Origin of the sequence: Phytobacter diazotrophicus (assembly GCF_052061655.1) — a bacterium.
Classification (GTDB): domain Bacteria; phylum Pseudomonadota; class Gammaproteobacteria; order Enterobacterales; family Enterobacteriaceae; genus Phytobacter; species Phytobacter diazotrophicus.
In genome coordinates this window covers 4,078,818-4,092,510 of the sequence record NZ_CM125428.1, presented here as the reverse complement: position 1 = coordinate 4,092,510, position 13,693 = coordinate 4,078,818, and the positions used below count along the sequence as shown (strand labels likewise).

General features: G+C 57.2%; 14 protein-coding genes. 7 read left to right on the top strand and 7 right to left on the bottom strand.

Annotated elements, in window-relative coordinates:
- Nucleotides 1–53 precede the first annotated feature (53 nt).
- A complete protein-coding gene (locus ACS0RQ_RS20005; protein ID WP_271851254.1) occupies nt 54–797 on the bottom strand; it encodes an SDR family NAD(P)-dependent oxidoreductase in 744 nt (247 codons plus the stop codon).
- A gap of 113 nt (nt 798–910) precedes the next feature.
- Here ACS0RQ_RS20005 and ACS0RQ_RS20000 point away from each other — a divergent pair, with 113 nt between their 5' ends.
- On the top strand, nt 911–1,498 hold the full coding sequence (locus ACS0RQ_RS20000; RefSeq protein ID WP_052249346.1) for a TetR/AcrR family transcriptional regulator: 588 nt from the start codon (nt 911–913) through the stop codon (nt 1,496–1,498).
- A 1-nt stretch (nt 1,499) separates the two neighbouring features.
- Here ACS0RQ_RS20000 and ACS0RQ_RS19995 read toward each other — a convergent pair whose 3' ends face one another.
- On the bottom strand, nt 1,500–2,588 hold the full coding sequence (locus ACS0RQ_RS19995; protein WP_271851253.1) for an oxidoreductase: 1,089 nt from the start codon (nt 2,586–2,588) through the stop codon (nt 1,500–1,502).
- A 160-nt stretch (nt 2,589–2,748) separates the two neighbouring features.
- Between ACS0RQ_RS19995 and ACS0RQ_RS19990 the strand changes: the two genes are divergently transcribed.
- The 4 genes from ACS0RQ_RS19990 (at nt 2,749) to ACS0RQ_RS19975 (ending at nt 7,716) form a co-directional block, all read left to right on the top strand.
- The gene (locus tag ACS0RQ_RS19990; RefSeq protein WP_271851252.1) at nt 2,749–4,251 is read left to right on the top strand and encodes a sugar ABC transporter ATP-binding protein; all 1,503 of its coding nucleotides are present in this window, start codon (nt 2,749–2,751) and stop codon (nt 4,249–4,251) included.
- Nucleotides 4,248–5,243 (top strand): ABC transporter permease, encoded by a 996-nt coding sequence (locus ACS0RQ_RS19985; protein ID WP_271851251.1) that lies wholly within the window; start codon nt 4,248–4,250, stop codon nt 5,241–5,243. Before ACS0RQ_RS19990 ends, ACS0RQ_RS19985 begins: the two co-directional genes overlap by 4 nt.
- Nucleotides 5,244–5,261: 18 nt before the next feature.
- A complete protein-coding gene (locus ACS0RQ_RS19980) occupies nt 5,262–6,326 on the top strand; it encodes a sugar ABC transporter substrate-binding protein (RefSeq protein ID WP_041852175.1) in 1,065 nt (354 codons plus the stop codon).
- A gap of 145 nt (nt 6,327–6,471) precedes the next feature.
- Nucleotides 6,472–7,716, top strand: coding sequence for an LVIVD repeat-containing protein (locus ACS0RQ_RS19975; protein ID WP_271851250.1), 1,245 nt, complete (start codon nt 6,472–6,474; stop codon nt 7,714–7,716).
- Nucleotides 7,717–7,823: 107 nt separating this feature from the next.
- On the opposite strand, the gene mtnK is transcribed toward ACS0RQ_RS19975, so the two are convergent.
- The gene (gene mtnK / locus ACS0RQ_RS19970) at nt 7,824–9,023 is read right to left on the bottom strand and encodes an S-methyl-5-thioribose kinase (protein ID WP_271851249.1); all 1,200 of its coding nucleotides are present in this window, start codon (nt 9,021–9,023) and stop codon (nt 7,824–7,826) included.
- A 106-nt stretch (nt 9,024–9,129) separates the two neighbouring features.
- Here mtnK and mtnA point away from each other — a divergent pair, with 106 nt between their 5' ends.
- On the top strand, nt 9,130–10,149 hold the full coding sequence (gene mtnA / locus ACS0RQ_RS19965; RefSeq protein ID WP_271851248.1) for an S-methyl-5-thioribose-1-phosphate isomerase: 1,020 nt from the start codon (nt 9,130–9,132) through the stop codon (nt 10,147–10,149).
- Nucleotides 10,150–10,263: 114 nt separating this feature from the next.
- On the opposite strand, the gene ACS0RQ_RS19960 is transcribed toward mtnA, so the two are convergent.
- From ACS0RQ_RS19960 to ACS0RQ_RS19950, 3 genes are read right to left on the bottom strand one after another with little or no spacing between them, the layout of a single operon-like run.
- Nucleotides 10,264–11,115 (bottom strand): Vmh family MBL fold metallo-hydrolase, encoded by an 852-nt coding sequence (locus ACS0RQ_RS19960; RefSeq protein WP_271851247.1) that lies wholly within the window; start codon nt 11,113–11,115, stop codon nt 10,264–10,266.
- 8 nt (nt 11,116–11,123) lie between these two features.
- On the bottom strand, nt 11,124–11,561 hold the full coding sequence (locus tag ACS0RQ_RS19955; RefSeq protein ID WP_271851246.1) for a hypothetical protein: 438 nt from the start codon (nt 11,559–11,561) through the stop codon (nt 11,124–11,126).
- A gap of 5 nt (nt 11,562–11,566) precedes the next feature.
- Nucleotides 11,567–11,776 (bottom strand): hypothetical protein, encoded by a 210-nt coding sequence (locus ACS0RQ_RS19950; RefSeq protein ID WP_271851245.1) that lies wholly within the window; start codon nt 11,774–11,776, stop codon nt 11,567–11,569.
- Nucleotides 11,777–11,883: 107 nt separating this feature from the next.
- Between ACS0RQ_RS19950 and ACS0RQ_RS19945 the strand changes: the two genes are divergently transcribed.
- On the top strand, nt 11,884–12,762 hold the full coding sequence (locus tag ACS0RQ_RS19945) for a LysR family transcriptional regulator (protein ID WP_271851244.1): 879 nt from the start codon (nt 11,884–11,886) through the stop codon (nt 12,760–12,762).
- On the opposite strand, the gene ACS0RQ_RS19940 is transcribed toward ACS0RQ_RS19945, so the two are convergent.
- Nucleotides 12,759–13,688: a LysR family transcriptional regulator gene (locus ACS0RQ_RS19940; protein ID WP_108701818.1), complete on the bottom strand. Its 930-nt coding sequence runs from the start codon at nt 13,686–13,688 to the stop codon at nt 12,759–12,761. The two genes, ACS0RQ_RS19945 and ACS0RQ_RS19940, sit on opposite strands and share 4 nt — an antisense overlap.
- Nucleotides 13,689–13,693 lie beyond the last annotated feature (5 nt).

Genomic DNA, 13,693 nt, shown 5'->3' with positions numbered 1-13,693 from the left:
GCCGCTTTTGATATTGCGTTACCTCTGCCGGGTGGCAGAGGTAGGCATGATCCTCAGGCGTTGAGGCCACCATCCACATCAATCCCGGTTCCGGTGATGTGTTTTGCCGCCGGGCTTGCCAGGAAAGTTACCGCATCGGCGATATCTTCTGCTTTACCGTAATGTCCAAGCGCAATCAACTGACGCTGGGTTTCAGCGCCTTCGCCATCCGCCGGGTTCATGTCGCTGTCAGTGGGGCCAGGGTGCACCAGATTGACGGTAATGCCACGCGGGCCAAGATCGCGCGCCAGCCCACGGGTTAACGAGTTGAGAGCGGATTTGGTCATCGAGTAAACGGCAATTCCTTGCAGCGGGACATGGTTGGCGAGACAACTGCCGATGTTGATAATGCGCCCGCCGTCCGGCAGATGAGCAATCGCCGCCTGGGTAGCAATGACCACGCCGCGAATATTCACATTGATTAACGCATCGATATCTTCATCGGACATCGCTTCCAGCGGCCCGCCGCGCGCTATCCCCGCGTTATTCACCAGAATATCCAGCCCGCCCAGTTTCTCAACCGACTGAGCGACTGCTGCACGAATGGCCTGCGGACTTGCGCTGTCGGCCTGAATGGCGACCCCGTTGCGCCCGAGCGCGCGAATTTCATCGGCCACGGCCTGTGCTTTTTCGACTGACTTTTCAAACGTTATCGCCACATCTGCCCCTGCGCGGGCTAATGACAGGGCGATGGCTTTACCTAAACCACGACTTGCGCCTGTAACCAGCGCGCGTTTACCGGAAAGTGAAGATGACATGGTGACTCCTGAATTAATTATGTGTTGATCGATATATAATTAAAGTAAACGCACTTCCCTGTGGCCGTCAATGGTATTAATATATCGATCAGCACAAAATGTTGGAGACCACCATGAGCCGTGGAAGACCACGCGAGTTTGACCGTACAGAAGCGCTGAACCAGGCGATGAAAATCTTCTGGCAGAAGGGCTATACCGCCACGTCCATGAACGATTTATACGAGGCGATGGGCATTAAATCTCCCAGTCTGTATGCGGCGTTTGGCAGTAAAGAGGATTTGTACGAAGAGGTATTGCTGCACTACGAGCAGTCCGTTGCGCCGGTTATCTGGGGGCATATGACCAGCGAACCGTCGCCGCGTCAGGCGGTGTGGCTGTGGCTGGAGCGTTCTGCCGACATGCTGACACAGACCGATATGCCGCACGGTTGTATGGTCACACTCTCGGCGGTAGGCAGCGAAGGTAATGACAGGCTGGGCGACCTGGTGCGTCGCATGCGTGCTGCGGGTTTTTCTCTGTTAAAAACGCGGCTGGAGCAGGCGCAAAAACAGGGTGATTTGCCCGGTTCGGTGGATGTCGAGGCACTGACGCGCCTCTATGTCAGTATTCAGCAGGGGATGTCAATTCAGGCCCGCGATGGCGCGAGCCGTGAAATCTTGCTGAGCATTGCCCGCTCCGCCATGGCCTTATGGCCTGCCTGAATCAGCGGGTAAAATGTTCGACTTTTTCAAACGCTGCGCGCAGCGTGGCGGGAGAAAGCTCGCCCGGCAGATAGTGAATGGATTCGACCGGGCGCAGGGTATGGGCAATCACCCGCTCCAGCTCGTCATGATTGTTGATGTCCACCTCCAGGGCCGCCAGCGTGGTGGGCAGGTTAAAACGCTTATAGGCGTTCACGAGCTGCGCCAGCACATCATCCTGACCGAGCAGGGCGCTTTGCACCAGAATACCGTAGGCTACTTTGGTGCCGTGCAGGAATTTCTCTGTTTGTGGCAATACTGTCAGACCGTTGTGAACGGCGTGCGCTGCGGCAACACGGGTATAGCGCTCGCCGAGACCGCCCACCATACCGCCACCGGCGATAATCGCATCCACCACGTCACGAAACGCCTGCGTCACGTCGCCACGCGTCTGATCCGCCAGCGCTTCTTCGCTACTGGCGAGTAGCACATCGCGAATCGCCAGCGCGTTATTAATCCCCAAACGTACCGTCAGCGGCAGCTTTTCCGGAGCAGGTGCCAGCACCACCGCTTCATACCATTTCGCGAGTGTATCGCCGATCCCCGCCAGCAGATATTCCGCAGGGGCATTAAGAATGATCTGCGGTTCGACCAGCACCAGGAAATTGGCGTCATCGAAAATCTCGAACTGTAGCGCCTGACCGGCGTCGTTGTACCAGACGGAGAGCGGCGTCCAGGCAGCGCAGGTTGCCGCAATGGTCGGAATTGCCACCACGGGCAAACCTAAACGACGCGCCACCGCTTTGGCTGTATCCAGCAGGGCGCCGCCGCCTACGCCTATCACGACCGCGCGATCATCACCGGACAACTGCGCCAGTTCCGCCACGTCATGCTCGCTGCAATGGCCTTTGAACAACAGATGCTTCGCGCCCGGTGCGTTAAAGCCCTCCGGCAGGAACGGACGCGCCCCTTCAATGGCGCGCTCGCCGTAAATCCACACCGCACGGGAAAGTTGCTCAGCCGTATAAAAATCATGGAGATGCGCGAGACTTCCCGCGTGTGAGAAATAGTTAGCCGGGCCGGTGACGACGCGAATATTGGTGTTGCTCATTTGTTGTGTCCTTATGTACTATCGCTAACCTGATGTTATGTCTGGACATCCGGATGGCTAATATTATTTTGCTTTATCTTATGCCTTTTCTGTCGTTGCCAGTCAAGGCGGCCTATGAAAAATTCGTCAAATAAACTTATTTATCAGGAACTCGCGTCGGATGAGCACTAACCACCTCGAAATGCGCACTATCAGCCTCGCGTTTGGCGGGTTCAGCGCATTGTCGCATGTTGATTTCACCCTGCGCGGCGGTTCCGTTCATGCACTCACGGGCGCGAACGGTGCAGGAAAATCGACCCTGATGGCGGTGTTGTGTGGCACGCATGACCACTACGAGGGCGAGATCGCCATTAATCATCAGCCGGTTTCCATTCGCACCCCGCGTGACGCCAAACAGCTTGGTATTCATCTGGTGCAGCAGGAAGTGGACGTGGCGCTCATCCCCGGCCTGTCGATTGCTGAAAACATCATGCTCGACAGACTGGCGGAACCGGGGCACGCCTGGCACTGGGGCGAAGTGCGTAAACTCGCACAGGATGCCCTGGCACAACTGGATGTGTCGCTGGATGTGCGTCGCTCTATCGATACCTGCACCCTGGCGGAGAAGCAGCAAATCCTGCTGGCGCGCGCGTTGTCTCATCATTGCCGCTTTTTGATTCTGGATGAACCCACCGCGCCTCTCGATCAACACGAGAGCGAGCGCCTGTTCACCGTGGTGCGACGTCTGCAACAGCAGGGCATCGGCGTGGTGTTTATCTCCCACCGCATCCATGAACTGAAAGCGATTTGCGACACCCTGACCGTGCTGCGTGACGGCAAGCTGATTGAGTCTGGCCCGATGGCGGAACTGAGCGGCGAGCAAATCGTTGAGAAGATGCTCGGCCATGAACTGAGTGATATCTACCCGCCCAAGCGCCCGCCGCACAGCGATGAAGTGCTCTTGAGTATTGACGGCCTGCATGACGAGAAACTGCTAAAAGACATCTCTTTGCGCCTGCGTAAAGGGGAGATTCTGGGCATTGCCGGGCTGGCTGGCGCGGGTAAAACCGAGCTGTGCAAGGCGCTGTTTGGTGCGAGCAAAAGTAAAGTCACGCGCGGCGAGCTTAACAGTCAGCCGTGGCGACCACGCGACCCGGCGGATTCCGTATTACGCGGTATGGCGCTGGTGCCGGAAGAGCGGCGCAAAGAGGGCATCTTCATTGAAGAGCCTATTGCCATGAACCTTTCGGTGAGCGCGGACAACTCTTTTTCCCGCTGGAGCCTGTTCGGCCATCGTAAGTCCTGGCGTTGGGCGCAAGAAGTGATAGCCCGCGTCGGCGTACGCACTACCGGGCCGGGGCAGACCTTGCGTCGCCTGTCCGGCGGTAACCAGCAAAAAGTGGCGATTGGCAAATGGCTGCGCGGCAACGCCAACGTGGTGATTTTTGACGAGCCGACCAAAGGGGTCGATGTGAAAGCCAAAACCGACCTGTTCCAGTTGATTGACGGGCTGGCGCGGGAAGGAAAAGGCGTGATTTATGCCTCCGGGGAGTTTTCCGAACTGGTGGGCCTGTGCGACCGCATTTGTGTGCTCTGGGATGGGCGCATTGTCGCAGAAGTGAAGGGCGAGGAGGCCCGCGAAGAGACTTTACTTTATTTTTCCACCGGAGGAACGGCAGCGTGAGCAAAGCCCTTTCAGTTAAGGCTGCGGTGTCATCCCGTCAGCAGTTTTTCGATTTTCTTTATAAATGGGGCATGCTGCTGACGGTGGTCGCGCTGGTCGTTATCTTCGGTCTGGCATCGGATAACTTCCTCGACCCGTTCAACATCATCAACATCTTACGCTCCATCGCCATCGTCACGGTAATTGGGGTGGGGGTCTCCATTTCGCTGACTATCGGCGGTTTCGACCTGTCCGTCGGTTCAACTGCTTCACTGGCAAACGCGCTGGTGATTTCACTCTTCGTCTGGCATGGCTTTGGTACCACCGAAGCCATTCTGGTGACGCTGGCGCTCTGTACGCTGGTAGGCCTGTTTAACGCGTTTTTAATTGTGGTGCTGCGTATTCCCGACATGCTGGCGACGCTCGGCAGCCTGTTTGTGATTCAGGGCGTGGCGATGACCTACAGCTACGGTGGCTCGATCACCGAAAACATGGTGCTACCGAGCGGCGACATGGCAGAAGGGGCGATCCCGGCGGCGTTTGGTTTGCTCGGCCAGGTGCCGACCATTGTCATCATCATGCTGGCGGTGACCATTGTGGCGCAGCTTGGCCTGTCGCTGACCACTCACGGGCGCCGTATGTATGCCATTGGCGGTAACCCGGAAGCGGCGCGTTTATCCGGTATTCGCACTACCCGTTACAAAGTGGCGGCCTATGTGATTGCCTCACTGCTGGCGGGCTTAGGCGGCATTCTGCTGGCTTCACGCATTGGTTCTTCGCAGGTGAATGCGGGCAGCGGCTACCTGATGGATGCGGTCGCAGCGGCGTGGATTGGCTTTTCGCTGGCCGGTTCCGGCAAGCCGAATGCGCTCGGCACGCTGGTGGGGGCAGTGATTCTCGGCGTGCTCTCTAACGGACTGGTGATGCTCTCCGTTCCGTATTACGCCATGGACATTATTAAGGGGCTGGTGCTGGCCGGTGCCCTTGCGTTGACTTACTTCCAGCGTCGTTAATTATTCAGGGGATAACAGATGAAAAAGATAGCACTCTCTTTACTGACGCTGGGATTACTGAGCGCGCTGCCGGGTTATGCGGCGACGCCTGCCCCGGTTCCGGACGCCATTGCTAACCATAGCGGCCCGATTCGCATCGCGCTGATCCGTAACCTCGGTTCCGATGACAATACCACCCAGTTTGTGTCCGGCGCGCTACAGGAAGGCAAAAAACTCGGGTTTAAAATCAGCACTTTCCTGAGCAACGGCGATGACGCTAAGTTCCAGGACTTCGTGAACCAGGCTATCACCCAGAAATATGATGGCATTATCCTCTCGCAGGGCCGTGATCCGTACTCCACTGCGCTGATTAAAAAAGCGGTCGATGCCGGGATCAAAGTCTCGGTGTTCGATACCGCTGTGAACGGTGAAATCCCAGGCGTGACCGTTACCCAGCAGGATGACGCTTCCCTGACCAAACTCTCCTTTGGCGCACTGGCTAAAGATTTCAACGGCAAAGCCAACATCATCAAACTGTGGGTCGCCGGCTTCCCGCCAATGGAGCGTCGTCAGGCCGCCTATGCTGAGTTGCTGAAAGAGTATCCGGGCATTAAAGAGCTGGAGTCCATCGGCGCGGTCTCTTCCGACGTGCAGGGCGATACCGCCAACAAAGTGGGCGCGGTGCTGGCGAAATACCCGAAAGGGCAGATTGATGCTATCTGGGGTACCTGGGATGCCTTTAGCCAGGGGGCTTACAAGGCGCTGAAAGAGAACGGACGCACCGAGATCAAGCTCTACAGCATCGATGTCTCCAACCAGGATCTGCAACTGATGCGCGAGTCCAACAGCCCGTGGAAAGTGAGCGTGGCGGTGGATCCGAAGCTGATTGGCGCGACCAACGTGCGTCTGGTTGCCAACAAGATTGCTGGCGAACAGACCCCTGCGACCTACGACTTTAAAGCCGCCGCCATTCCACAGGCGCTGCTGGCGGCGCAGCCGGGTGCGGTGAACGTGGCATCACTGGCGAAAATCATCCCAGGCTGGGGCCAGACCGAAGACTTTATCGCGCCGTGGTTCGCTACTCTGGAAGCAAAAGCGAAGTAACGGATGCTTTCCCCCTCCCTCACCGGGAGGGCGGCCTGCTCTTCTCCCTTCCCTCAGGGGGAAGGCGGTTTGCTTTTCTCCCTCTCCCGTGGGAGAGGGGTGGGGTTAGGGCAACAGGCCGCACCCCGGCTTAAAAGGAACAACAATGGCAACTGAACTCCCACGCCCGGAATACAGCCGTAATATGCGGCTAATTGGTCATAGCGACCAGGGGGGACGCCCGGACGGCGTACAACTGATGGTGCATCGCGGCTATGCCTACATCGGCCACATGGTTTCGCAGGGCTTTTCTATTGTCGATGTGCGCGACCCCAAAAATCCCAAACCTGCAGGCTATGTTCCGGCCCCTCCCGGCACCTGGAACGTGCACTTGCAGGCGCATGATGATCTTCTGCTGGTGATCAACGCCCGCGACCTCTTTGCTGACGCCCGCTTTGCCGATGAAAAAGTCTATTACACCCGCCCGGTGGGTGAGACGGTCAGTGACGTACAGGACAAAGGCTGGAGCGCCGGGCTGCGCATTTTTGATATCTCCACGCCGGATAAACCACGTGAAATCAGCTTTCTGTCACTTAGCGGCATTGGTATTCACCGCATCTGGTACGTAGGCGGACGCTGGGCCTATGTCTCTGCGCTGATTGATGGCTTTACCGATTATATTTTCCTGACTATCGATCTGGCCGATCCGCGTAAACCGGAAGTGGCAGGGCGCTGGTGGCTGCCGGGAATGAACCAGGCGGCTGGCGAAACGCCGGACTGGGAGGCGGGGAAACGTTATGCGCTGCACCATGCGATTATCGCGGGCGATACCGCCTACGGGAGCTGGCGCGACGGCGGCCTGACGCTGCTGGATGTGAAAGATCGCGCTCAACCGACGCTCATTAGCCACCGCAACTGGAGTCCGCCGTTTGGCGGTGGCACCCATACCGCGCTGCCGTTGCCGGATCGTGACCTGCTGGTGGTGCTTGATGAAGCGGTACTGGATAACCAGGAAGACGGTGAGAAGCTGATTTGGCTGTTTGATATTCGCGAACCGTCAAACCCGGTCAGTATCTCCACTTTCCCGCAGCCGGATGAGATTGACTATGTGGCGAAAGGGGCGCATTTCGGGCCGCATAACCTGCATGAGAACCGTCCGGGGAGCTTTATCAGTTCGACGCTGATTTTTGCCACTTATCAGAACGCCGGTGTGCGTGCCTATGATATTTCCAATCCCTATCGTCCGGTGGAAACCGGAGCGCTGGTGCCTGCCGCTCCGGCGAAAATGATGGATACGCGTCCAGGCCGCCCGCAGGTGATCCAGTCCTGTGATGTGTTTGTGGATGCGCAGGGGGTGATTTACAGCACGGATTACAACGGCGGTTTGTCGGTGATCGAGTATCTGGGGTGACACAACCCTCACCCTAACCCTCTTCCTGAGGGAGAGGGGATCGATCTGCACCCGCTTTTCTCCCTCTCCCTGTGGGAGAGGACCGGGGTGAGGGCATCCGCGCGCACTTAGCTATACTGACGCACCCGGGCAATCAGTTCATCCACGCTGTCAATGCGCGGGGCGATCACAATCAGTACCTTACCGAGCGCAATAGCATGGCGCAGGCATTCGTGGCGCATCTCTTCATCGGCGATAGTGTCGATATCCGCAACATGCGAGAGGCCCACGCTACGGCGAATCAGCTCGGTACCGCAGAAGCCGACCGCGTCCGTCCACACTTTTTTGAGAAACTCAGACGCATAGCCCGGTACGTTCAGGGCGGCATCTTGCGTTTTCTCGCGTGCCAGCGCCTGGAAACGCTCGGCGAATGTTGACCAGAGTTCCTGAATATCTATCAGACGCTGCTCACGCGCCGCTGCCGCATCCCGAATGCCCAGATGGCCCGGCAGGCCGCAGTAGTTAAGCAGCAAATTACCGATTGCCGTACCGATATCAAAGCCGATGGGACCAAAATAGCCGAACTCGGCGTCAATCGCTTTCAGACTGCCTTCGGCAACGAAAATGGAGCCGCTGTGAATATCGCCGTGCAGCAGCGCTTCGGCATGCGAGAAGAAGCTGTGCTTGAGGGAGGCGACCGCCAGCTTAAGCTGTGTGTCCTGGCGCAGGGCATCGACGTCGGCCTCCAGGGCTGCCGGGTAGTTATTACGTTCATGGACCTGATAGGGATCGTTAAAGAACAGGTCTTCGGTGATCTCGCACATTTCCGGGTTAATAAACTGCGCGACCTGGGCTTTTTTCACATGCGGATGCAGGTAAAAATCGCTGGTATGGAACAGCGTTTGCGCCAGATATTCACCTAACTGGCGTGCGGCCTGCGGGTAGTAAACGTTTTTAATCAGCTCGCTGCGCCAGATGCGATGGTCAGAGAGATCTTCCATGACCATCACCGCCAGTTCCGGGTCGTAATGCAGAATATTGACCGTGTGCTGCGGGGCGTGTTTATAGTGCTCGACCAGCGTTTGGGCTTCCAGACGTGCGCGATCAAGGGTCAGCGGCCAGGACTCTCCAACGCAGCGCACATAGGGCAGCGCCTGTTTGACGATAATGCGGCTTACGCCCTGACTATCAAAAATCTTAAACACCAGGTTCAGGTTACCGTCGCCGACCTCCTGCGCTTCAACCAGTTCGGACGGCGTGTCCAGACCACCAAATTGTTGTGCATACGCCACAGCATCCTGGGCGTTGAAGGTTCGGTATTGCGACATTGCCAGTTCCTCATGTTCTTATGCTAATAAAGCCATTCAGACGTCTATACATCTGGATTTCATCCTGACACAATACGATACAACAACGCAACAGGGATTTAACGCTATGCAGACATTACAGACCACCAGCCTGCGGGTTGTTGATAATCAACTCTTTATTCTTGACCAGCAGGCGCTGCCGCAGGAAAAACGCTGGCTGCCAGCGGATTCGGTGGCTTTGCTGGTGGAACATATTCATGCGTTACGCGTGCGCGGCGCGCCGTTGATTGGCCTCTCCGCCAGTCTGCTGTTGGCGCTATTGGCGGAAAACGGGGCGAACCGTGACGTGCTGGCCCAGTCGCTGGAGACTCTGCGTGCCTCGCGCCCGACGGCGGTCAACCTGATGAACAACCTCGACCGAATGAAACAGGCGCTGGCACACGAAGATTTCGTTCCGGCGCTGGTGGCAGAGGCGCTGCGCTTGATTGCAGAAGATAAAGCCTTGTGCGACAGCATCGCGCAGGCAGGCAGCAGGCTGGTCAAACCGGGCAGCCGCTTGTTAACGCATTGCAACACCGGGGGGCTGGCGACTGCTGGCGTCGGTACGGCGCTGGGTGTAATTGCGCTGGCCCATCAGCAGGGCAAGGTGGCGAATGTCTGGGTGGATGAGACGCGTCCGTTGTTGCAGGGTGGGCGTTTAACGGCGTGGGAGTTAGGCGAACTCGGGGTGCCCTATCAGTTAATTACCGACTCGATGGCCGCCAGCCTGATGGCCAAAGGGCAGGTGGATGCGATTTGGGTGGGGGCAGACAGGATTGCCGCTAACGGCGATGTGGCGAATAAAATCGGCACTTACTCGCTGGCGGTACTGGCAAAATTCCACGGCATTCCGTTTTATGTTGCGGCACCGCAAACCACGCTGGATCCGAACTGCCCGAACGGGGAGGCGATTCCTATCGAGCAGCGCGCCGCGAGTGAAGTGACGGGTGTTGCCGGGAGCTTTGGCGCCATGCAGTGGGCGCCGGAAAATGCGCAGGTCTATAACCCGGCTTTTGACGTCACGCCCGCCGCACTTATCAGCGGCTGGGTGCTCGACAGCGGCGTGGTGACGCCTGAGCAGGTGAGTGGCGGGTTTTTTGCCCGCTGAGTCGGTCTTTGGCCCTCATCCGTTTTCTCCAGGATGGCGGCGTAAACGCGTGATTCGGGCTACCGTCTGAAAACGTAGCCCGGCTAAGCGCAGCGCCAGCCGGGATATTTGTTGTTACCACTTCATCTCGCCGGTGTTCACCTTTGCGCTCAACTCCAGCGAGCTCTCATCCGCAAGCCCAGGATAAGCTGCTTTCATCGCTTCGATCACGGCCGCTGAGCCCTTCTGATGGTTCAGTGTCTGTTCGAATGTTTTCAAATAATCATGGGTAAAAGTAATCGCCCCATCGCCTGCCGGGCGTTCACCCAGGTAGTGACCCGGAATAACCTGTCGGGGTTTCAGTGCCTGCATTTCGCGTAATACGTTCATCCATCCCTGGCGAATGGCCGGGGTCTGGGTATCTGCCGTCCAGACATGAATTCCTGACGCAATACCGGTGCCGCCTAAAATGGCCTTGTTCGCCGGGATCCAGACATAGGCGGCATAATCACCTGCGTGTTTCAGCTCCAGCGTTTCCCCGTCGACGGTAAAACGCGTGGTGGTGGTTGCTTGCGGAACGATAAGTGTCGTTGGCGCGCCATCTTTCATCTGTGGCCCCCAGAAGGCCAGTTTGGCCTCTTTCGTTGCCTTGATATGGTCAACCACCGCTTTGGACGCCACCACTTTTGCCTGTGGGAAGGCTTGTACCAGCGGTTCGAGACCAAAATAAAAATCCGGGTCGCCAGAGGTGATCACTATCTCTTTTAGCGTTTTGCCACGCGCTTTGATGAGCTTCACCAGTTCCTCGCCATCTTTAACGCTGAACTGCGCATCAAACAGCACGGCTTCTTTCGGCCCGGAGACCAGCGTTGAAGAGACCGGGAAAATGCCTTTTTCCTGCGGGTTATACACATCCAGTTGCAGTGGTGCGGCAAACACCGGTGCGGCGGCCAGCGACAGTAACAGGGTGGCGTATTTTGCGTTCATGACATTCCTTAATGGCTGAGTGAAGAGAGAAGGGGATTAACCAGTGAGAAAAATGCCTCTGGTTGCCCGTAATAACGCGAGACAGGTAAGAGCGTGTACTGCCCGTCTTTATTGATGAATACCGCGGTGGGGAAGCCCTGGCCGCCCGTTTGTGCCATCAGCATTCGTCCATGTTGAATGGCATCCAGCGCTTCATTTTCCGGAATTTGCCCCAGCATGATGTCTGGCCCAACGGATTGACTCAGTACTTCATTGACCACATCGGTGCGGGTAATGTCCTGCCCCTGATCGTACCAGGCGCGCTGTACAGTATTCAGAAACTGGATGTCGCTACCGGGAGTCGCAAAGCGTTGTGCAGCCAGAAGCCCACGGCTGGCGGGGAGGGAATCCAGCACAATCTCACTGTTCGCCAGCAACTGCGTGCGGTAATCGCTGCCGAAAGTCATGCCGGTTAAAGCAGCGATACGCGTATCATGTTCATGAACATGCGAGAGCCACCCGGCGTCGAGCTTTCTGCGCCGGGTGCCGATGAATAATCCCCCCGGTAAATATGCTGTTGCGTAAAATCCTGTGCCACACGGTTGAGCAAGGGCAATGCGCCATAGCTCCAGCCGCAAAGCGGATCGATTATCCAGTAAAGGCCGGGTTGAAATCCCATCATGCAGTTCTCCAGAGAGTCAGTGATCACCATTCTACGGATTGCAGCTTCTGCTACTATTCCTGAAACAATTCATGCTGTGTTTCGTAAAACGATCAAATGGGGTGGCAATGGACAGGATCATGGCGGCAATGACCTACAACCGGATTTGCGAACTGGGCAGCCTGAGCGCGGCGGCACGTTCGCTGGGTATCTCACGTCCGATGGTCAGCCGCTATCTGGATGAAATGGAAAAATGGGCCGGGGCGCGCTTGATTCATCGCTCGACGCGGCGGCTAACCTTAACCCCCGCCGGTGAGAAAATCCTTGAGAAAACTCGGCAACTGGCTTCTCTGTCGCAAGACATTGAAGGTGACGCCACGCGCCTGACGCCTGCGGGCACGCTGCGTATTGCCTGCGCCCACTTTACGGCGACCCACCTGCTGGGGCCGGTGATCCCGGCGTTTCTGGCGCGCTACCCGGCGCTGCGCATCGAAGTGGATATCAATAATCAGCCGGTCAGCCTGGTGGGTGAGCGCATCGATCTGGCGATACGGATAACCAATTCCCCCGAACCAGGGGTGATTGCCCGCGCGCTGGGGGAATGCCGTTCGGTATTGTGTGCCTCCCCGGCCTACCTTGCGAGAGCCGGGCAGCCTGAAACCCTTGACGATCTCGCTCAGCACAATTGTCTGCATTACAGCCGCTTTTCAGGACAATCATGGACGTTTCGCGATCCGGAAAAGGGCACTGTCGCCGTTGCGGTTAATGGTAATTTCAGCGCCGGGATATCGTCTTTGTTGTGTGATATGGCGATGGCGGATGTAGGGCTGGCGCTGGTGCCGGAAATTGAGGCGCGTGTCGGGCTTCAGAGCGGACAACTGGTCAGCGTACTGCCGCAACTGGAGCCGCAGCCGCTGGGCATTTATGGGTTATATCAATCCCGCGATCATCAGCATGCGGCGCTCGGCTTGTTTCTCGATGCGATTAAGCAGCATCTCGCCGCTTAAGCCTGGGTCAGTTCCGCCATCCACTGCTTATGTTCTCTGTCCAGCTCCAGGGCGGTAAGTTCGAGGAAAGCATTGACCGCAGTCGGTCGGTGTTTGCTTCCCGGCACCTGAATCTGCAAAGTGCGCTGGCTTAGCGACGAGTTATTGATCGTTTTAAGCGTCATGCCATCCTGCTTTGCGCGCCATAATACGCTGAAATGGCTACACACGGTCAGGGCATCGGGTGTATGACGGGTAAAACCGTACAGGGCGGCAAAATTATTGCTGCTGAACGCCGGTTCGAGAAAGGTGCCCGCCATCCGACAGGAGAGATCAAAAAGCTGGCGCAGCGTGGTGCCAGCCTCCGGGAGAACCAGCGGATAGTGGTGCAAATCTTCCATCGCCACACCCGGCTGCGACACCAATGGATGCTCATCCGCCAACAGCAACAGTACCGGCGCGGGCCAGGCGGCAATAATTTCCACGTCCCGTTCAGGCGCGAGGCTGAACTGAAAGGCGACATCACAATCATTGCGCCGGACCCACTCCGCCACCTGCATCGCCGTGCCGACCTGCAAATCAAAACTCACCGCAGGGTGTTGCTGACGAAAACGCGCCAGTACCCCTGGCAACAGGTCAAACGCCATGCCCTCGGTACAGGCAATACGTACCAGGGCTTTGCGCACCGCTTTCAGCCCCTGAATTTCGGCCATTGCAAATTCCATATCGCGCATGTTTTTGCGCACATGGTTAGCCAGAATCTGCCCGGCATCGGTTAAAACCATACCGCGCGAATGCCGTTCAAAGAGCGTGACGCCCAGCCGGGTCTCCAGCTTGTGGATTTGTCGGCTGATGGCGGAACCCGCCACGTAAAGCTGTTCGCTGGCGGTGCTGAGAGAGCCGGTGGTGGCCACCGCAAAAAAGTAGCGTAGTTCATTGCTCAACATAGATG

Coding starts and splice junctions, on each gene's coding strand:
- ACS0RQ_RS20005 (WP_271851254.1), bottom strand. CDS start 797: ATGTCATCTTCACTTTCCGGTAAACGCGCGCTGGTTACAGGCGCAAGT.
- ACS0RQ_RS20000 (WP_052249346.1), top strand. CDS start 911: ATGAGCCGTGGAAGACCACGCGAGTTTGACCGTACAGAAGCGCTGAAC.
- ACS0RQ_RS19995 (WP_271851253.1), bottom strand. CDS start 2,588: ATGAGCAACACCAATATTCGCGTCGTCACCGGCCCGGCTAACTATTTC.
- ACS0RQ_RS19990 (WP_271851252.1), top strand. CDS start 2,749: ATGAGCACTAACCACCTCGAAATGCGCACTATCAGCCTCGCGTTTGGC.
- ACS0RQ_RS19980 (WP_041852175.1), top strand. CDS start 5,262: ATGAAAAAGATAGCACTCTCTTTACTGACGCTGGGATTACTGAGCGCG.
- ACS0RQ_RS19975 (WP_271851250.1), top strand. CDS start 6,472: ATGGCAACTGAACTCCCACGCCCGGAATACAGCCGTAATATGCGGCTA.
- mtnK (WP_271851249.1), bottom strand. CDS start 9,023: ATGTCGCAATACCGAACCTTCAACGCCCAGGATGCTGTGGCGTATGCA.
- mtnA (WP_271851248.1), top strand. CDS start 9,130: ATGCAGACATTACAGACCACCAGCCTGCGGGTTGTTGATAATCAACTC.
- ACS0RQ_RS19960 (WP_271851247.1), bottom strand. CDS start 11,115: ATGAACGCAAAATACGCCACCCTGTTACTGTCGCTGGCCGCCGCACCG.
- ACS0RQ_RS19955 (WP_271851246.1), bottom strand. CDS start 11,561: ATGACTTTCGGCAGCGATTACCGCACGCAGTTGCTGGCGAACAGTGAG.
- ACS0RQ_RS19950 (WP_271851245.1), bottom strand. CDS start 11,776: ATGATGGGATTTCAACCCGGCCTTTACTGGATAATCGATCCGCTTTGC.
- ACS0RQ_RS19945 (WP_271851244.1), top strand. CDS start 11,884: ATGGACAGGATCATGGCGGCAATGACCTACAACCGGATTTGCGAACTG.
- ACS0RQ_RS19940 (WP_108701818.1), bottom strand. CDS start 13,688: ATGTTGAGCAATGAACTACGCTACTTTTTTGCGGTGGCCACCACCGGC.